Genomic DNA, 17,747 nt, shown 5'->3' on the forward strand with positions numbered 1-17,747 from the left:
GTCAGGCGGGTCTGAACCCGGGGTGTCCTGCTTCCGTGACAAGACTGGCGCCGGTGATCAGGGGTGCTCCGGGGCGGGTGACGTGAGGGAGGGTGCGGTAGTCGGCGCGTGCGTGGGTCGGGGTGAGCGTGATGACGACGTACCCGCGCTGTTTGGCGTAGTAGGACATGTGGGGGTTGGCGGCGAGGATCTCGGCCCAGTCCTCGGGCCTGTTCATGCCGTCGCCACCGCTGGAGATCGAGGTGCCCAGGATTTCGACGCCCAGTGTGGCGGAGCGGGGGTCGTCGAAGTTCTTCTTGATGTCCATGGCGAGGTGGATGTGGGAGTCGCCGGACAGCACGATCAGATTGTTGATGCCGGCTGCCTGGACTGCGTCGAGGACGCGGTTACGGGAGGCGGGGTAGCCGTCCCAGGCGTCCATGGACAACGGCGAGGGTTTGGTGGTGGTGAGCCGGCGCCGGCAGAAGGCCACCTGCTGCGGGATGACGTTCCACGTGGCCGGCGATGCGCCGAATCCGTTGAGCAGCCAGCGTTCCTGTGCGTGGCCGGTGATGGTGCGCGAGGCGTTCTGCGAATCGGGGCCCGGGTACTGCCAGCCGTCACCGTAGGCCTGGTCCGATCGGTACTGGCGGGTGTCGAGCACGTCGAACTGTGCCAGCCGGCCGAAGCGCAGGCGCCGGTACAGGAGCATGTCCGCTCCCTGGGGGTACTGGGCGGGCCGTAGCGGCATGTTCTCCCAGTAGGCGCGGTAGGCGGCGGCCCTGCGTTGCAGGAACTGGCCCGTGGGCTCGCCGGCCGGGGGGATGTCGGCCGCGTAGTTGTTGACCACTTCGTGGTCGTCCCAGGTGACGCACCACGGGTGTGCCGCATGGGCCGACTGGAGGTCGGCATCGCTCTTGGCGAGGGCGTAGCGCAGGCGGTAGTCGGCCAGGGTCGTCGGCTTGTGGCCGAAGACGCCGGGCAGCTGGTGGCCGGCGGGGAGCCGACGTGCTCCGGCTTGTGGGTCGATGGCGTTTTCGTAGATGTAGTCGCCGACGAAGAACACGGCGTGGAGGTCTTCGCGAGCCAGGTGTGCGTGGGCGGTGTAGTAGCCGCCGTCGTACTGCTGGCATGAGGCCAGGCCCAGTCGCATCTCGCTGACCGGGGCCTGTGGGGCGGGGGCGGTGCGGGTGCGGCCGGCGGGGCTGGACCATGTCCCCGTGCGGAATCTGTACCAGTAGGGTCTGTCGGGCTCCAGGCCCTGTACGTCCACGTGCACGCTGTAGCCGAGGTCGGCGGTGGCGGGTGTCAGGCCGCTGCGTTCGATGTTGTGGAACTGCTCGTCCCGGGCGATGTCCCACTGGACGTCGACGGATCCGGCGGGCGGTAGCCCGCCGCCCGCCTCGTACGGCCGGGGAGCCAGCCTCGTCCACAGGACGACGGAGGCGGGCAACGGGTCGCCGGAGGCGACGCCCAGGGTGAAGGGGAACTCGCTGATGCGTCTCACGCGATGGCGCTGGGCGTGGGCACGCGGCGCTGCGGCGAATGCTCCTGCCGATGCCATGGCCGTAAGGGTGAGGAACCGGCGTCGCGCATGGCGTGCGACGGTTCCCGGCCGCTCCCGGTCTGGACTGCTCGCCATCGGCTCTACTCCCTGGCAGGTCACTGGGGCTCACCAAGGACTACCCGCTGTCACGGCAGCCGCTACCACTCCCCCGGGGCGCATCAGCACGCCGTGCGGCGCGCTGTCGGCCTTTTGCGCGGCATCGAATCGAGTGGTTGTGGGGCGGTCATGTGGCCCGGCGTCGGTGTTCGCGCGTCAGGGCCGTGCAGGCGAGGGCTGCCACGGCTCCTGCGGCCAGGAAGCCGCGGTGGGAGCGCCAGGACAGTACGGACCACCGTGACTGGGCGCAGAGCAGTGAACCGGTGCTCAGCCATGAGCCGGCCGAGACGGCCGAGAGCGCGGAGCCGATCGAAGCGATCGACAGGGCGCTGCCGACCGAGCCGATGGACAGGACGGATCCGACCGATCCGATGGAGAGCACCGATCCCACCGAGCCGATGGAGAGCACGGAGTCCCGGGAGCGGAGGGACAGTGGTGAGTGCGAAGCGTGCTTGGCCATGTGGCGATCCTATGGCGGCGGGTCGGGCGGCGGCTTTTGATGGCCTGTTCGGAGGAGGTTCGCCTGTGGTGGGACGTGTAGGGGGGCGCGGCGTGGTCGTGGGCGGCAGGGTGGGGGGCGTCGGCCGGGTGTGAGGAGGTGTGTGGTGATTGTCGACTGCGCTCACTATCGGGACGGGCGTCGGCAGCACGAGGGGGCGATGCCGTTGGAGCAGGCGGCTGCGCGCTGCAGGCAGGGCGGGTTTGTGTGGCTGGGGATGTTCGAGCCGGGTCCGGAGGAACTGGCGCGGGTGCGTGAGTGCTTCGGGCTGCATGAGCTCGCGGTCGAGGACGCGACGGCGTTTCATTTGCGGCCGAAGGCCGAGCAGTACGAGGACGGCACCGAGCTGATCATCTTGCGTACCGCGCGCTATGACGACGAGCGTGAGGAGGTCGACACCGGTGAGATCAGCGTGTTCCTCGCCGAGCGCTTCGTGATCACGGTCCGCCACGGTATCGCCAGCGAGCTGCATGGTGCCCGCAGCAGGCTTGAGCGGCGCCCTGAGTTGCTGCAGGCCGGCAGTGTCTCCACGTTGTGGGCGATTCTCGACCAGGTGGTCGACAGTTACGCGCCGGTCGTCACGGAACTCGAACGTGATATCGAGCAGATCGAGGCCACGGTGTTCTCCGGGGCGGTTGCCCCGACCGAACGGATCTACTCCCTGCGCCGCGAGGTCACCGACTTCTACCGCGCCGTGCACCCGTTGCTCGCCGTGCTCGGCCGGCGGCTGCAGCCGGGCAGGGCTCCGGCCGGGCTGCTGCCGTATTTCCGTGACGTGCACGACCATCTGCTGCTGGTCAACGAGGAGGTCGCCGCTCAGCGGGATCTGTTGACCACTGTTCTCGAGGCGAACATCGCGGTGATCTCCGTCGAACAGAACAAGATCGGTCTGCGGCAGAGCGCCTCGATGGAGCGGCTGACGATCCTGGCGTCGGTGTTTCTTCCGCTGTCCTTCGTCGTCGGCTTCTTCGGGCAGAACTTCGACTGGCTGGTCACGCACATCAGCAGCTTCACCGCGTTCCTCGTCCTGAGCCTCGGCGGGCTGCTGCTGCCCTGCCTGCTGCTGTACCTCTGGCTGCGCCGACGGCGTCACCACACCTCACCTGTGGTGCCGGAAGCCGGCAACACCCTTGTCCCTCGCCGCCGGTAGGGTCTTGTGTCCTGAAGTGATGACACGTCCGATCGGATCGCCCCATGACTGACGCCATCTTTGTGGACTCCGTCGCCGAGCGGCTCGCCGCCCTGCCCGCCGTACGTGCCGTCACCCTCGGTGGCTCGCGCGCTCAGGGCACCCATAGCGCCGACAGCGACTGGGACTTGGCCGTGTACTACCGGGGCGGTTTCGACCCCGATTGTCTGCGTGCCGTCGGCTGGGAGGGCGAGGTCTTCGACGTCGGTGCCTGGGGCGGTGGGGTCTTCAACGGCGGGGCGTGGCTGACGATCGAGGGCCGGCAGGTCGATGTGCATTACCGCGACCTCGACGTCGTCGAGCACCAACTGGCCGAGGCGCGGCAGGGACGCTTCCACTGGGAGCCGCTGATGTTCCACCTCGCGGGCATCCCCAGCTATCTACTGGTCGCCGAACTCGCCCTCAACCAGGTGCTGCGCGGCTCCCTGCCGCGTCCCGGGTATCCGCGGGCGCTGCGCGAGGCGGCCCCGGCGGTGTGGCGGGACCGGGCGTCCGCGACGCTGCGGTACGCCCAGGGGGCGTATGTCCGGCGTGGGCAGGTGGTCGAGGTCGCGGGGGCGTTGGCCACCGCCGCCATGCAGACGGCGCATGCGGTGCTGGCGGGGCGTGGTGAGTGGGTGACCAATGAGAAGCGGCTTGTGGAGCGGGCGGGTCTGCGCGGCATCGACGCGATCGTCGGCGCTCTGCGGCCGGAGCCCGGGGCTCTGGCGCGGGCCGTTGCCGGTGCCGGGGAGTTGTTCGAGGCCGCTGTGTGAGGTGGTGGGTCGCGGGGCGCAGGGGGCGTCGTCCTGTAGGGCCTCTCCCCCGCGCCGTGGGGGGTTTCATGGTCGGCTGTGGCCGGTGGTTGCCGGTTCGAGGTTGTGGGTCATGCGCTGCAGGACGTCGACGGCGGTGCGGTACTCCTCCGGCGAGATGCCGGTGGTGGCCAGCGTGCGGAACGCCTCGACGTGTTCGGCGACGTGGGTCAGGTGTCGGTGGCCTTCGGGGGTGAGGGCGAGGTGGTGGGGTGAGGGGCGGGTGGCCCAGCCGTCGGCAAGGACGGTGTCGATGGCGGTGGTCAGTGCGGGGGTGTCGGCGTTGGCGCGGAGCGTGGTGAGGACGTCGGTGTCGGTGGTCGGGCCGGTGTCGTGGAGGACGTTGAGGACCTGCCAGGTGGTCCGGGTGAGGCCGAACTGCGCCAGCATGTCGTTCATGTGGCGGGTCAGGGCCTGGTCGGTGCGGTTGAGCCAGTAGCCGATGGGCTTCATGACGGTGTTTTCTCCCGTGGTGGGGCTGCCCGGGGGTGTCAGTGGTGTGCGGGCTCGCGGGACAGGAAGGTGGTCCAGTCCTGGCCCGTGGCCCAGTCGGTGAAGGTGTGCCAGCCGGCTTCGGGGTAGTCGCGGCGCAGTGCGGCGACGTCGACGTCGAGGCCGGTGGTGGTGAAGTACTCGAACATCGCTGCCAGGTCGGTGGAGTGGGTCCGGACGTAGGTCAGGGGGACCTGGTGGTGGGTGACGGTGCGGCCGGTGGCGGTGGTGAGGGTGTGGGCGATCTGGGCGGGGGTGAGTTCGTCGGAGGCGATGTCGATGCGCTGGGTGTGGAAGTCCTGGCGGTGTTGGAGGACCAGGGCGGCGAAGGTGCCGATGTCGGTGGCGGGGATGAGGGTCAGGGGTGTGTCGGCGGGCATGGGCCAGGCGAAGGTGCCTTCGCGCAGGGAGTCCAGGGTCCAGCCGGTGGCGTAGTTGTCCATGAAGGCCGCCGGGGCGATGACCGTCCAGGGGATGCGGGAGGTGCGCAGGTGGGCTTCGATGGCGTGCTTGCTCTCGTAGTGCGGGATGCCGGTGTTGCGGTCGGCGTGGGCCGCGGAGGTGAAGACGATGTGGCCGAGGCGGGCGGCTGCGGCGGCGTCGATGAGGGCTTTGCCCTGGCGGGTTTCGGTGGTGGTGTCGGTGCCGAAGGGGGTGGTGACCGCGAAGAGGGCGTCGGTGCCGGCGAGGGCGGCTGTGAGGGTGGTGGGGTCGTCGAAGTCCGCGTGGTGGATGTCGGCGCCGAGGTGGCGCAGGGTGTCGGCGGCGGGTGAGTGGGGGTGGCGGGTGAGGGCGCGGACATGGTGGCCGGCGGCGATCAGGGCGCGGGCGGTGGCTCCGCCCTGGGCTCCGGTGGCTCCGGTGACGGCGATGGTGAGCATGGTTCTCCCCAGGAGTAGAATTGCTGCGTGACGCAGTTGATGCGTCACGCAGAAGACTACGAGGGATTGCTGCGTCGCGCAGCGATTGGGAGTGTGATCCACGTGACAGACCCGCGCCGGGCCCGCCTGTACGAGGAGTTGTCGGCGGAGTCCCGCCGCTACCTGGCGGCGTACGCGCTCTTCAACCAGGCTGTCGCCGATCACCTCGGACTGCATCCGACGGACATGCAGTGCCTGAGCCTGCTGACGGCCGAGCCCGAGCCGCTCACCGTCCGGCAGATCGCCGACCTGACCGGCCTGACCACAGGCTCGGCCACCCGCTTGGTGGACCGGCTCGAACGCGACGGCTACGTGGTCCGCACACCCGACCGGCAGGACCGCCGCCGGGTCCTGGTCACCCCGGTGCCCGAGCGCATCGCCCGGGTCACCGCGGTGTGGGACGACCTCGGCCCGGCCTGGCACGCGCTGCTCGACAGTCACACCGAGGACGAACTCGAGGTGATCACCGAGCACATGCGGCGGGTGCAGGACCTCAGCCACGCCCAGATGCGGCACCTGCGCTCCCTGCCCAAGCCGGACTGAACCCCTTTACGGCACCTCGCCGCGGCCGGCGTCAGGAGGCGGGGGCGCACCGGCCCGATCCCAGGAAGGCCCCTTCCAGGAAGAGCAGGTGCTCGCCGCCGCCGGTGGCATGCGATTCGACCGCGCCCAGGACCAGGACGTGGTCCCCGACGGGGATCAGGCGGGTGAGCCGGCAGACCATGGTGGCCAGGGCGTCCGGTACGAGCAGATGGCCGTCCTGGCTGCGGGAGAGGGAGGAGCCGGGGAAGGGCGCGCCGGGGGCGGCCAGGGCGGTGGCGAGGCCGGTGTGGCCCGTGTGCAGGACGTTGATGCTGAAACGGCCATCACGGGCGATCGCGGCCAGGGTGCGGGTGCCGTGGCCCAGCGAGACCAGGACGATCAGGGGGTCCAGGGAAACGGGCGTGAAGGAGTTGACCGTCATGCCCGCCGGCTGCCCGGCCCCCGGCGACAGCACGACGGCGACCCCGGTGGCGAACTTCCCCGCGCAGCGGCGGAACTGCCCCTGCGGGGTGGGGGTGGCGGGGGTCATGGACTGCGCTCCGTTCGAAAGGTGGGCTTCAGGCCGCGGCGGTGGTGGTGCGGGTGGTGCAGCGGGGGCCGATGGCCAGGTGGCCCAGGGCGGCGGCGGTGGCCAGGAACAGACAGGTGCCCCACAGGGCGGCGGGGCCGGCCCTCAGGTAGAGGGCGGTGCCCGCCGGCGGGCCTGCCGCCGTGCCCAGGGCGGTCGCGAAGCCGTAGAAGCCGGCGTAGCGGCCGCGGAGGTGGGCGGGGGCGAGGTCGGCGACGGTGGCCAGGAGGTAGGAGGCGCACAGGATCTCCCCCAGCGTCCACAGGGTGACGCTCAGGGCGAGTTCGGTCGTGGAGCGGCACAGTGCGGTGGCGCCGAAGCCGAGTCCCAGCAGCAGCTGGGACAGGGCCAGCAGGCGGTACCGGCCCGGGCCCCCTACGGCTTTGAGGCGGCGGAAGAGCAGGGGCTGGACCAGCACGATCACCAGGCCGTTGACGGTCAGCAGGAGCCCGTAGGCGCTCTGGGGCAGGTTCTGGTCGCGGACGGTCAGGGGGAGGGTGGAGAAGGCCTGCATGTAGATCAGTGACTGCGTCATTCCCAGGAGGCAGAAGGCGAGGAAGAGGCGGTCGGTGAGCAGGGCGCGGTATCCCCCGCCGGGGCCGGCCGGGGGCTTGGGCCGCTGCCGCGGCAGGCGGCGCCAGCCGTAGGCCAGGCCCAGGGCGTACAGGGCGGTGGCTGCCGCGTCCACGCAGAACAGCAGCCGGTAGGAGCGGGCGGCCAGGTATCCGGCGAGCATGCCTGAGAGGGCGAAGGCGAGGTTGACCGCCCAGAACATCAGGGAGAAGGCCAGGGGCCGGTCCCGGCCGGGGACGATGTCGCCGATCAGCGCGCCGGTCGCGGGGCGGAAGAGGTCGCCGGCCAGCCCCAGCAGGACCAGGACGGCCGGCAGGGCGGCAGTGGGCACGGTGACCATGGCCAGGACCAGGACGGCGGTCGCTATCAGCCCGCCGACGGCGGTGGCGCGCCGCCCGGCGGTGTCGGCGAGGTGGCCGCCCAGGGGCTGGCTCAGCAGGTTGCCGGCACCGTAGCAGGCGGTGAGCAGCGCGGCGTCCGCCAGGTCGAGGCCGCGGGCGCCGGTGAGGTACAGCAGCAGGAAGGGCAGCAGGAATCCGCAGGCCCGGTTGACGAACGCGCCGCCCCACAGCCACCAGAACTCCGTGGGCAGGCGCCGGGGCCCACTGCGGCCGGGGGCTGTACGGGCCGGGTGGGGCGGGTGGGGCATCGCCTTCAGGGGCCTTTCGTGGGGGTGGGGTCGGTGACCTGGACGGTGCAGTGGCCCAGCGCTTGCTGGGCGCGTTCGACGGCCTGGGCGGTGTCGTCTCCGGTGGCGATGACGTGGCCCAGCCGCTCGAGGTTGGACAGCATGCGCGGGGCGCGGTCGCCGACGGCGCGCTGGAAGCGGACTTCCCGTACGCCGGGCAGGGCGGCGAGGTGGGCGGGGTCGGTGAGGTGGGTGATGACGCCGTGGCCGGGTGAGGGGATGAACCGTACGGCGGCGCCGCCCAGGGCCCTGGGGCGTACGTCGGGGCGGCGGCCGAGGAGGGCGTCGAGCTGGGCGCCGAAGAGGTCGACGCCGTCGGCGAGGCGGACCAGTTCGGCGATGCGGTCGCCGGCGACGCGGGGGTTGATCTCGACCACGCGCGGCTGGCTGCGGCCGAAGCGGCAGCGCAGCTCCACGTGGGCCGGGCCCCAGGTCAGGCCGGTGGCGGCCACGGCCCGTTCGGCGGTGCGCAGGAGTTCGGCGGCCAGGGGGGCGGGGATCTGTGCCGGGTAGTGGTGTCCGAGCTCGATGAAGTGCGGTGGCGGGCCCAGGAGCTTGGCGTTCACGCCGATCCCCCGGCCGTGGAAGATCTCCACCGAGAATTCCTCGCCGGCGAGGTACTCCTCGACGAGGACTTCCCGGGGCACTTCGAAGCCGAGGTAGTCGGCCAGGGACAGGATGCGGCCGGCGTCGCGCACGACGTCGCCGGGGGTGGCGCACAAGGTGATGTGGGCGCTGCCGGCGAGGGTGGTGGCCTTGACGACGACGGGGTAGCCGATCCGTTCGGCGTGGGCGAGCGCCTCCTGGGTTGTTTCGGCGCGTCCGAAGGCGGCGTTGAGGCCGGGGTGGGGCTCCAGGGTGGTGCGCAGCAGTGCTTTGGAGCGGCAGCGGCGTACGGCGTCGGGGTCGGGGCCGGGCAGGTGGAGGCGGGCGGCGGCATCGGCGGCGACCTGGACGGAGAACTCGTAGAGGGTGGTGAGGGCGGCCAGGTGATCGATGGTGCGGCAGTGGGCGGTCACGGCGTCGGTGTCGTCGGTGCGGCAGTGGTGGATCTGTGCGCCCGCCTCGCGCAGCCGGGCGGCGCCGGCGGCGGGCATGCGGCCGTCGGGGTGGGTGAGGACCAGCGGCTGGTGGCCTCTTTCGCGGATGAGGCGTACGGCGGCTTCGCCCGCTCCGGTGGGCGGTGCTTCGAGCAGGACGACAGTCGGGGTGGTGGTCGTGGGGGTGGTGGGGTGGAGGGGGCGGGGGTCGGTCACGTGTGGGACTCCTTGTGCGGGGTCGGGCCCCGGGCCGGGGGGTGGTGGTGCGGGGAGGGGTCGGTCACGGGGTCGCGGTGGGGGCCGCGTGGGGTGGCCGGAGAAGCATCGCGGTGTTGCAGAAGGCCGAGTTGGCCATGTTGATGGGGTTCAAAGTGCTCCCGGCGGCGCCGTTCGTGGTGCGGGTGGGGGCGTCGTGGCGTACGAGCAGGCCGGTGGAGCGGCCGCCGATCAGGTAGGGGGACAGCACGAAGGCGACGTCCTCGTGGTGCACGCGGTCCTGTCCGGGTGAGAAGAACGGCATCCGCAGGGTGTCGGCGTCGACGAGTTCCTGCAGGACGACGTCGTCGTGTTCGAGTTCTTCGTGCAGGATGCGCAGCCACTGGGTGGGGCTGAGGTCGCGGCCGAAGACCACGCCGTGGCCGCCGTGGCCGCACGAGGGCTTGAGGACGAGGCGTTCGCGGGCCTGGGCGGCGTGCGCGAGCGGGGCGCGGCGTTCGGCGGCGCTGTGGTGGCGCGGCAGGTGCAGGGTGAACGGCAGGTGGTCGCGGACCAGTTGGCGGTCGGCGGGGTCGAGCAGGTCGATGTCCTGGTGGATCCAGGCCAGGACGGCCTTGGCGGAGAGCAGGCTGGTGGCGTCGCTCTGGAAGAGGCGGACGGTGCCGGCGCGCTGGGCGCGGGCTGTCGCGGCCAGGCCGCCGTTGTCGTCGCTGACCTCGTCGCTGAGGAAGGGGCACAGCATCGCGTCCACGCGGTCGGTGCCGGCGTAGAGGACCGCGGTGTGGTCGGTACGCAGCTCGGACAGGCTTGCCTGGATGACGCGCAGGCCGGCGCGGGTGGCGCTGTCGGCCGAGGGGCGCAGGTAGGCGCGCAGTGCCGCTTCGCCGTCCAGGCCCGGGAGGCGGCCGCCGGCCGTCCAGGTCGGGATGAGCAGGCGGGGCGGTCCGTCGTCGGGGTGGGGCAGGGTCGCGGCCAGGTGGGCGGAGCGGGCTTCGATGACGGAGGGCGGGGGGATGAGGTGGGGGCCGTCCCACAGGTCGTGGTAGGCGGCGGCCAGGACGTCGACGGCGCGGGTGGCCGCGACCGCGGTGCTGATGTTGAGCTCGAGGAAGCGGGGGGTGCCCTCGCTCAGGAGGATGTCGGGGCGGGCGCAGGCGGTGAGTTCGGCGTGGTCAAGGGGCCGGTCGCGGTCGAGCAGGGGCAGTTCGCGGGGGTAGCGCAGGAGGTCGTAGAGGTCGCCGGCGGTGCGGGCGCGGCGCAGGCAGGCGTCGACGGCGAGGTGGATCATGCGGGCGGCCAGGTGGCCGAGCGCGCTCGCGGCGTCTTCGGTCAGGATCAGCGGGCGCAGGGGCTGCCAGGGCTGTTGCCAGCCGGGCAGTTCGTGGGCGGGCCACTGGTCGGTGGCGGCGATGCGGGTGTTGAGGAACCGGGTGCGGTGGGCGGCGGGCAGGTTCTCCCATTGGTCGTGGAGCTTCACTGTGCTGCCTCCGTGAGGGTGGGGGTGGGGTGGGCCAGGCGCCAGGTGATCAGGCGGGCGAGGCGGCGTACGCCGTCGCGGATCTGGTGGGGGTCGAGGTAGCTGATGGACAGGCGCAGGGCGTTGCGGCCGCCGGGGCCGGTGTGGAAGGAGCTCATGGGGGTCCAGATCACGCCGAAGCGTTCGGCGGAGATTTCCAGCAGGGCCTCGTCGGCGGCGAAGGGCACCTCGAGGCAGGCGAAGAATCCGCCGCCGGGGTTGTTCCAGCGCACGCCGCGGTCTGCGGCGTCGGGCAGGGCGGTGGCGAGTGCGTCGAGCAGCACGTCCATGTTGCGGCGGTAGAAGCGGGCCGCGGGGTCGTTGGCGGTGGCCAGGCTGCAGTCGTGTTCGACGAGCATGCCGCCGATCACGGCCTGGCTGACGGCGGGGGTGTTGACCGTGATCATGCTTTTGATCTTGGCCAGTTCCGCGGCGAGCGGGCTGCTGGTGCCGGTGGCGGGGTCGCGTACCGGCTGGCCGGCCACGACGTAGCCGACGCGGGCGCCGGGGAAGCAGGACTTGGCGAACGAGCCGAGGTAGACGACGTGGCCGCGGGTGTCCAGGGAGTGCAGGGTGGGGTGGCGGTGGCCGTCGCGGGTGAAGAAGCCGTAGGGGTTGTCCTCCAGGAGGAGCAGGTCGTGGCGGTGGGCGACGGCCAGCAGGCGGTGGCGGTCGGTCAGGGTCAGGGTGTGGCCGGAGGGGTTGGCGAAGTCGGGCACCACGTAGCAGGCCCGGGGGCGTTTGCCGGCTGCTCGTGCGGCGTCGGCGGCCCGGGCCACCGCGTCCGCATCCAGGCCGTTGGGTCCTTCGGGGACGGGATGGAGGGGGATGCCGAGGACGGCGGCGGCGCCGGTGACGCCGGTGTAGCAGGGTTCGGGGACGAGCAGGACGTCGTCGGGGTCGGCGAAGAGGGCGCGCAGGGTGGTGAAGAGGGCTTCCTGGAATCCGACGGTGATGACGACGTCGTCGGGGCGGGCGTGGATGCCTTCGTCGTTGTGCAGGGTGCGCACGAGGAGTTCGCGGATGATGCCGCTGGTCGGCCCGTACTGGACGAGGGTGGTGGTGATCTGTTCCTCGCTCAGTCCGCGTTCGTCGCGCAGGTACTGGCGGTAGCGGGCGATGAGGCGTTCGGTGTCGCCGGGGGTGAACAGGCCTTCGTGGGGGCGTCCGGGGGCGAAGGAGATCGCGTGGGGGAAGCGGTCGACGATCTCGTTGAGGAAGTTCATCACGTCGAGCAGCGGGTCGCACAGCGACGGGTGGAGGGTGGCTTTGTCGAGGGTGAAGGGGTGGGGGCCGGTGTTCACGGGGCCTCCTGCCGGGTGGTGGCGGGTATGGCGGCTGCCGGGGGGTGGGGGGCGAGGAGGGTGGGGTCGAGGTCGGCGAGGGTGGGGCGGCCGCACAGGGCCATGGCGTCGGCCAGTTCCGAGGTCAGCAGGTTCAGCAGGTGGCGGACTCCCTGGTGTCCGTCCACGGCCAGGGACCACAGGACGGGGCGGCCGATCAGGACGGCGCGGGCGCCGAGGGCGAGGGCCTTGAGGGCGTCGGTGCCATCGCGTACTCCGCCGTCGAAGAGCACTTCGCAGCGTTCGCCGGCCGCGCGGGCGACGTCGGGCAGGAGGTCGATGGTGGCGGCGGTGGTGTCGAGCTGGCGGCCGCCGTGGTTGGAGACGATCACGGCGTCGATGCCTTCGGTGGCCGCGCGGGCGGCGTCGGCGGGGGCCAGGACGCCTTTGAGGACGATCGGCAGGTCGGTGATGCGGCGCAGCCAGGCGATGTCGGACCAGGCCAGGGCGGGTTCGAGGGTGTCGGTGGTGTGCTGGGCGATCGCGGAGTGGCCCGGGGAGGCGTGGCCGAGGCCGGTGTGGGTGTCGGGGGTGAAGTTGCCGGGGCGGATGCCGGGGGGCAGGGCGAAGGCGTTGCGTGCGTCGCGGTAGCGGCGGCCGAGGACGGGGGTGTCGACGGTGAGGACCAGGGCCGTGTAGCCGGCCTGCTGGGCGCGGCGTACGAGGGTCTGGGTGATGTGGCGGTCGCGGAAGCAGTAGAGCTGGAGCCACAGGGGTCCGCCCGCGGCTTGTGCTGTCGCTTCCAGGCTGTGTCCGGAGAAGGTGCTGAGGATGGTGAGGGCGCCGGCGTCGGCTGCGGCCCGGGCGGTGGCGATCTCTCCTTCGGGGTGGGCCAGGGTGTGGTAGGCGACGGGGGCGACGGCGATGGGGGTGGCCAGGGTGGTGCCCAGGACGGTGGTGGTGGTGTCGGGTGTGCCGGTGCCGGTCAGGACGTTGGGGCGCAGGCGCAGGCGTTTGAGGGCGGCGGTGTTCTCGCGGAGGGTGATTTCGTCGCCGCTGCCGCCGGCGATGAAGTCCCGTACGGCGCGGGGCAGGCGGGTGTGGGCGAGGCTCTCGTAGTCCTGGACCCTGAGGGGTTGCATGTCAGGCTCCGCCGGTGGTGGCGGGGGCGGGGTGGGGGGTTTCGGTGCGGCGTACGGCTTCGTAGAGGGCGCGGATGTTGCCGCTGCCGAAGGTTTTGGCGCGGTCGCGCTGGATGAGTTCGAAGAAGAGGGTGCGGCGGGGGTGGGTGGAGCGGGTGAAGATCTGGAAGAGGCGGCCCCAGCGGTCCTGGTCGGCCAGGAGTGAGCGGGAGCGCAGGGCTTCGGTGTCCAGGGGCGGGTGCAGGGGGCCGACGCGCTGTTCGAGGGTGTCGTAGTAGGTGTGGGGGGTGGCCAGGAAGTCCACACCGCCGGAGCGCAGGGTGTCGGCGGCGTGGGCGATGTCGTCGGTGCGGAAGGCGATGTGCTGGACGCCGGGGCCGCCGTGGTCGGTGAGGAAGCGGTCGATCTGGCCTGCCTCGCGCCGGGGGTCGGGTTCGATGAGGGTCAGGACGAGGTGGCCGGCGGGGTCCTGGACGACCTTGGAGTCCATGGCCTGGCCGCCGACGGTGACGTACTCCTCGTAGGTGACGTCGAAGCCCAGGGCGTGGCGGTAGTGGTCGGCGGTGGTGGCGAGGTGACCGTGGGGCAGGCAGATGGCGAGGTGGTCCACGGTGTGCAGCAGGGGGGTGGTGGGGTGGGTGTCTGTGGTGGGGTGCAGGGTGTGTTCGGTGGGCGGCAGGGGGTCGGTGGGGTCGTCGCGTTCGATCAGGGAGTGGGTGACGTCGCCGAAGGCGCGTATGCGGGCGACGGTTCCGCCGGGCAGCCGCACGGGGGCGCTGACCGGCTCGGCGCCGCGGGCGGTCAGGGTGCGGAAGGCGTGGGCGGCGTCGTCGACGCTCAGGGCGATGTCGGCGACGCCGTCGCCGTGCCGGGCGACGAAGTCCCGTGCGGGCCCGTGGGGGGCGGAGCTGATGAGCAGCCGGATGCGGCCCTGGGTCAGGAAGGCGGCCTGGTGGGGGGCTTCGGGTGCGGTGCGGGCGGTCAGGGTGAAGCCGTAGGCGTCGCTCAGGAGGGCGGCCTGGGCGAAGCAGTCCTCGGCGTGCAGGTGGAGGTGGTCGATGCCCTTGACGATCATGGGGTGCCTTTCACGGGCGGGAGCTGCGGAAGGGGGCCGGCGGGGGGCAGGTGCGGCAGGACCTGGCAGGCGATGCGCTCCAGGACCCGCAGGTCGGCCTTGAAGGGCGCTTCGGTGCGCGGGAAGGGGATGACGAGGTCGGTGAAGCCCAGCGCGGCGCAGCGGTGGGCCCGTTCCTCGAAGGCGGCGGCCGAGCGCAGCGGGTGCTCGGCGCGGTTGACGTCGAGGAGCAGGCGGCGCATGGCGGAGGGCGGGCGGTCCTCGTGTGCGCAGGCGCGGGTGAAGGCGGTGATCTGCCGGGCCAAGGTGGTGTCCTCGGCGACGGGTGCGAGGCGTCCGCCGCCTGGTGAGCGGCCGTTGGTCACCCAGATGTCGGCGTGCCGGGCCGCCACGCGCAGGGCGCGGGGGCCGGCCGCGGCCACCGCCAGGGGCATGCGCGGCTGCTGGCGGCAGCCGGGTGTCATGCGGGCGTCCTGTGCGGTGTAGTGGCGGCCGTGGTGGGTGGTGCGGTGCTGGGTCAGGAGGCGGTCGGTCAGAGCGACGAACTCAGCGAAACGCTCGTGGCGCAGGCGGGGGTCCTCAACAGCCGGGCCCAGGACGGTGGCGTCGGTGCCGGCGGGCGCGCCGGCGCCCAGGCCGAGCACCATGCGCCCGTCGGAGAGGTCGTCGAGGGCGATGAAGTCCTTGGCGAGGGTGACGGGGTGACGGAAGTTGGGTGAGCTGACGAGCGTGCCCAGGGCGATGCGGGAGGTGGCCCGTGCGGCGGCGGCCAGGGTGGGGACGGCCGCGTACCAGGGGGCGTCGCTCAGGTCGCGCCAGGCGATGTGGTCGAAGGTCCAGGCGTGGGCGAGGCCGAGGTCTTCGGCCAGGCGCCAGGCGTGTTCGCTCTCGCGCCATGGCCCGGTGGGCAGGATCAGCACGCCCACGCGCAGCGGCGCCCGCTCGGGAGGCTGCGGCGGGTGGCTCATGTGCCGACCACCGCGTTGAAGGAGGCCCCGGTGAAGGTCGTGGAGATCACTCCGGTCCGGTCGAAGGGGTCGTGCCGGGCGAAGCAGCCGCCCGGGCGGCCGTCGAAGAGCAGGGGGCTGATGACCGGTGCCACGTGGTGCTCGGCCGTACGGGCGGCCGAGCGGTCCCAGAAGCGGCAGGGGAAGCGGTCGGGTTCGACGTATTCCTGCACCACCCAGGTGCCCTCCCCCAGGGCGCGCTCGCACTGCGCGTTCCAGGCGGCCGTCTCCAGGCGGGCGCCGATGGACACGGCGGTGCCGCAGTTGCCGGCGGACGGTTTGAGGACCAGGCGCCGCTGTTCGGCGCTCAGCAGGGCGGGCAGGTCCTGGCGGCGGCCGCGGTAGTCGACGGGGCCCTCCCGCACGACGCGGGTCCACGGCAGGTACCGGTCGATCACCTCGCGCTGGCGGCTGCTCAGCCAGGGGCCGCCGGCCGAGGCCCAGGCCAGGACGAGCTTGTTGGAGATGAGGAAGGCGCTCTGCGGCGCGAGCATCAGGCAGCCGCGGCGCTGCGCCTCGCCCAGGGGGGCGGGGTCGATGCCCAGCTCGTGCCAGGCGTCGATCATCAGGTGGCGCAGGCCCACCGGGTAGCGCGGGACGCCCTCGCCCAGGCCGTCGAGGAGGTCCTCGGGTTCGAAGAATTGCGCGGGGATGGCGCGCCGGTGGCGCAGGTAGTCGACTTCCAGGCGGAAGTAGCGGTCGTCGCTAAAGCCCGATTCCCGGCTCGAGCCGAGGATCGCGACGCCGGGGCGCCGCCCGAGGCTGCGGGCGGCCCGCTCGTAGAGGTCGGCCCGCACGGCGAAGGGCCGGGGGGTGGTGTAGGGGACGGGCCGGTGGCGGTAGAGGCGGTCGTAGACGGTCAGGATCTGGTCGGTGGTGACGACGCCGCCGACGGCGCCGCCGACGTTGAATTCCAAGAAGCGTGGTGTGCCGTCGCTGAAGACGACGTCGGGCCGGGCGATGGAGGTGGCCCACTCGGCTTCGATGCCGGGGTCGGCGAAGTAGGGGTGGGAGCGGGTGTTCTGGCCCAGTGCGGCGAGCTGGCCCTCGGGGGTGGTGGCGTGGGCGCGCAGGGTGGTGTGGAGGATGGCCAGGAGGTCGCGGGAGGCCTGGTGGAGTTCTGCCATCCATGGCCGGGGGACGGCTATGGGGTGCAAGGGGACGTGGGAGGAGCGGACGAAGGGCACGCCCCGCATCTCGTGCAGCAGCAGGTCCGCGGCATCCGCGTCGGGCATGACCGGTCGCCAGGGCGCGGGGGGTGTGCGGGGGTTGCTGGGTGGTCTCACGTCGTCTCCGCGGGGGCGTCGGCGTCGCACAGGCCGTCCAGGTCGACCAGGCGGATGCCGGTCAGGCCGGGGCAGGTGGCGGCGAGGGAGTCGGTCAGGGGCGGCCTGGCCTCGTCGTGGAAGTAGAGGGCTTCGAAGGTGTGGGGGCCGTGCACGGCCAGCAGGGGGTTGCGGTGCAGGAAGTCACGGACCTGGGGGGTGTCGTGGGCGACGTGCAGCCACAGCCGCCGTTCGCGGTGCAGGTCGGGCGGCGCTACGACGGCGGCGCCCAGTTTCCGTTTGAACTGCCAGGTGCCCTTGGACAGGAACGGCTCGCTTCCCGACAGGTCGACGCAGTCGATGCCCTTGGCCGCCGCCCATTGCAGTTGCAGGTGGTAGACGGCTGCCAGGGCGCCCTGGCGGCGGTGCTGGTCCTCGCCGTCCAGCACTCCGATGAGCCGGCCGGTCAGGCGCCGCCTGTCCCGGTCGACGGCGGCCAGGGCCCCCGCGACGCGCCGGTGGCCGTCGTGGACGAAGAACAGCAGGCCGCCGGGGCGGAAGAGGCTGTGGTAGGCGGTGTCCCGGTCCATGCTGCGGGCGGACCCACCGTGCCGCTCGCGCATGGTGGGCGCGTGCATGCGGTCGTAGAAGTAGGCGAAGTCGGCGGCGCTGCGGGAGACTTCGAGCCGGTAGCCGTGCCGGCGGACGTTGCGCTGGTGCTGGCGGCGCTCGGAGGCCGAGACGCGCCCGCGCCAGCCCTGCCCGTCATCCGTGCGCACCACCTGGTGGACGCGGAAGGGCAGGACGAAGGAACGCTCGCGGGGCAGGCGGGCCACCGTGGCCGGTGAACCGCCGACCAGGACCAGGTCCGCGCCCAGGCGCGCGCACGCCTGCAGTACCTGGGGCCGCGCCACCCGCAGCACGTGGGTGGTGGCCGGGCCCGTGGTGCCCGGAAGGCTCAGGGCCCGGTCCTGCAGGAACGCGGTGAGGTAGGTCAGGCCGTCGCCGACGCCCGAGTAGGCCAGGGTCAGGCCACCGGCGGTGCGGCAGACCCACAGCGTGGTGGTCGCGCTGCGGTCCTCCGCCCAGGCCCGGACCGTGTTGACCAGCGGGTTCTGCAGATGACGCCAGGCGTAGCCGGCCCGCGCGCGCAACGGCCGGACGTATCGGCCCGCCGCGGTGGCTGCCAGGGGCACGGGACTCTCCTCAAGTGGGTGCGGGGGGCCGCCCCCTGTTGTCCGGGCCGGGCGTCGTGCCCGGCCCGGAGAACAGGGGGGGTGGTGCGGGTGCCGTCA

The 17,747-nt window shown here is 72.3% G+C and carries 17 protein-coding genes; 3 read left to right on the forward strand and 14 right to left on the reverse strand.

The window, feature by feature from the left end; translation table 11 throughout:
• Position 1: 1 nt before the first annotated feature.
• Entirely contained in the window at positions 2-1,621 is a 1,620-nt protein-coding gene (locus AB0G59_RS20385) for an alkaline phosphatase D family protein (RefSeq protein ID WP_360913432.1), read from the reverse strand.
• Between the two features lie 148 nt (positions 1,622-1,769).
• Positions 1,770-2,102, reverse strand: coding sequence for a hypothetical protein (locus AB0G59_RS20390; protein WP_360913434.1), 333 nt, complete (start codon positions 2,100-2,102; stop codon positions 1,770-1,772).
• A gap of 142 nt (positions 2,103-2,244) precedes the next feature.
• Between AB0G59_RS20390 and AB0G59_RS20395 the strand changes: the two genes are divergently transcribed.
• The gene (locus AB0G59_RS20395; RefSeq protein WP_360913436.1) at positions 2,245-3,291 is read left to right on the forward strand and encodes a magnesium and cobalt transport protein CorA; all 1,047 of its coding nucleotides are present in this window, start codon (positions 2,245-2,247) and stop codon (positions 3,289-3,291) included.
• Positions 3,292-3,335: 44 nt separating this feature from the next.
• Complete coding sequence (locus tag AB0G59_RS20400; protein WP_360913438.1) at positions 3,336-4,085, forward strand: nucleotidyltransferase domain-containing protein; 750 nt, start codon at positions 3,336-3,338, stop codon at positions 4,083-4,085.
• A 66-nt stretch (positions 4,086-4,151) separates the two neighbouring features.
• Here AB0G59_RS20400 and AB0G59_RS20405 read toward each other — a convergent pair whose 3' ends face one another.
• Both AB0G59_RS20405 and AB0G59_RS20410 read right to left on the reverse strand, forming a co-directional pair.
• Positions 4,152-4,577, reverse strand: a complete 426-nt coding sequence (locus AB0G59_RS20405; protein WP_360913440.1) for a MarR family winged helix-turn-helix transcriptional regulator — start codon at positions 4,575-4,577, stop codon at positions 4,152-4,154.
• A 38-nt stretch (positions 4,578-4,615) separates the two neighbouring features.
• Positions 4,616-5,497 carry an NmrA/HSCARG family protein gene (locus tag AB0G59_RS20410; protein ID WP_360913442.1) on the reverse strand — a complete coding sequence of 294 codons (882 nt, stop codon included), beginning with the start codon at positions 5,495-5,497 and terminating at the stop codon, positions 4,616-4,618.
• A 93-nt stretch (positions 5,498-5,590) separates the two neighbouring features.
• On the opposite strand from AB0G59_RS20410, the gene AB0G59_RS20415 reads away from it, so the two are divergent.
• Positions 5,591-6,079 carry a MarR family transcriptional regulator gene (locus AB0G59_RS20415; RefSeq protein ID WP_360913444.1) on the forward strand — a complete coding sequence of 163 codons (489 nt, stop codon included), beginning with the start codon at positions 5,591-5,593 and terminating at the stop codon, positions 6,077-6,079.
• A gap of 31 nt (positions 6,080-6,110) precedes the next feature.
• Here the strand turns inward: AB0G59_RS20415 and AB0G59_RS20420 are convergent, their stop codons facing one another.
• From AB0G59_RS20420 to AB0G59_RS20465, 10 genes are all read right to left on the reverse strand, one after another.
• Positions 6,111-6,608 (reverse strand): flavin reductase family protein, encoded by a 498-nt coding sequence (locus tag AB0G59_RS20420; protein ID WP_360913446.1) that lies wholly within the window; start codon positions 6,606-6,608, stop codon positions 6,111-6,113.
• A 28-nt stretch (positions 6,609-6,636) separates the two neighbouring features.
• On the reverse strand, positions 6,637-7,869 hold the full coding sequence (locus AB0G59_RS20425; protein WP_360913448.1) for an MFS transporter: 1,233 nt from the start codon (positions 7,867-7,869) through the stop codon (positions 6,637-6,639).
• Between the two features lie 5 nt (positions 7,870-7,874).
• Positions 7,875-9,164 (reverse strand): ATP-grasp domain-containing protein, encoded by a 1,290-nt coding sequence (locus tag AB0G59_RS20430; RefSeq protein ID WP_360913450.1) that lies wholly within the window; start codon positions 9,162-9,164, stop codon positions 7,875-7,877.
• A 64-nt stretch (positions 9,165-9,228) separates the two neighbouring features.
• On the reverse strand, positions 9,229-10,641 hold the full coding sequence (locus AB0G59_RS20435) for a hypothetical protein (protein WP_360913452.1): 1,413 nt from the start codon (positions 10,639-10,641) through the stop codon (positions 9,229-9,231).
• Positions 10,638-11,984 carry a PLP-dependent aminotransferase family protein gene (locus AB0G59_RS20440; protein ID WP_360913454.1) on the reverse strand — a complete coding sequence of 449 codons (1,347 nt, stop codon included), beginning with the start codon at positions 11,982-11,984 and terminating at the stop codon, positions 10,638-10,640. Before AB0G59_RS20440 ends, AB0G59_RS20435 begins: the two co-directional genes overlap by 4 nt.
• On the reverse strand, positions 11,981-13,105 hold the full coding sequence (locus tag AB0G59_RS20445) for an alpha-hydroxy acid oxidase (protein ID WP_360913456.1): 1,125 nt from the start codon (positions 13,103-13,105) through the stop codon (positions 11,981-11,983). Before AB0G59_RS20445 ends, AB0G59_RS20440 begins: the two co-directional genes overlap by 4 nt.
• A 1-nt stretch (position 13,106) precedes the next feature.
• On the reverse strand, positions 13,107-14,180 hold the full coding sequence (gene hppD, locus AB0G59_RS20450; protein WP_360913458.1) for a 4-hydroxyphenylpyruvate dioxygenase: 1,074 nt from the start codon (positions 14,178-14,180) through the stop codon (positions 13,107-13,109).
• A complete protein-coding gene (locus AB0G59_RS20455) occupies positions 14,177-15,148 on the reverse strand; it encodes an LLM class flavin-dependent oxidoreductase (protein ID WP_360913460.1) in 972 nt (323 codons plus the stop codon). The genes hppD and AB0G59_RS20455 overlap by 4 nt, the downstream gene beginning before the upstream one ends.
• The gene (locus tag AB0G59_RS20460) at positions 15,145-16,422 is read right to left on the reverse strand and encodes a hypothetical protein (RefSeq protein WP_360913462.1); all 1,278 of its coding nucleotides are present in this window, start codon (positions 16,420-16,422) and stop codon (positions 15,145-15,147) included. The genes AB0G59_RS20455 and AB0G59_RS20460 overlap by 4 nt, the downstream gene beginning before the upstream one ends.
• A gap of 47 nt (positions 16,423-16,469) precedes the next feature.
• Positions 16,470-17,648, reverse strand: coding sequence for a GNAT family N-acetyltransferase (locus AB0G59_RS20465; RefSeq protein WP_360913464.1), 1,179 nt, complete (start codon positions 17,646-17,648; stop codon positions 16,470-16,472).
• Between the last annotated feature and the right edge of the window lie 99 nt (positions 17,649-17,747).

The organism is Streptomyces sp. NPDC021096 (assembly GCF_040641275.1).
Lineage (GTDB): Bacteria > Actinomycetota > Actinomycetes > Streptomycetales > Streptomycetaceae > Streptomyces.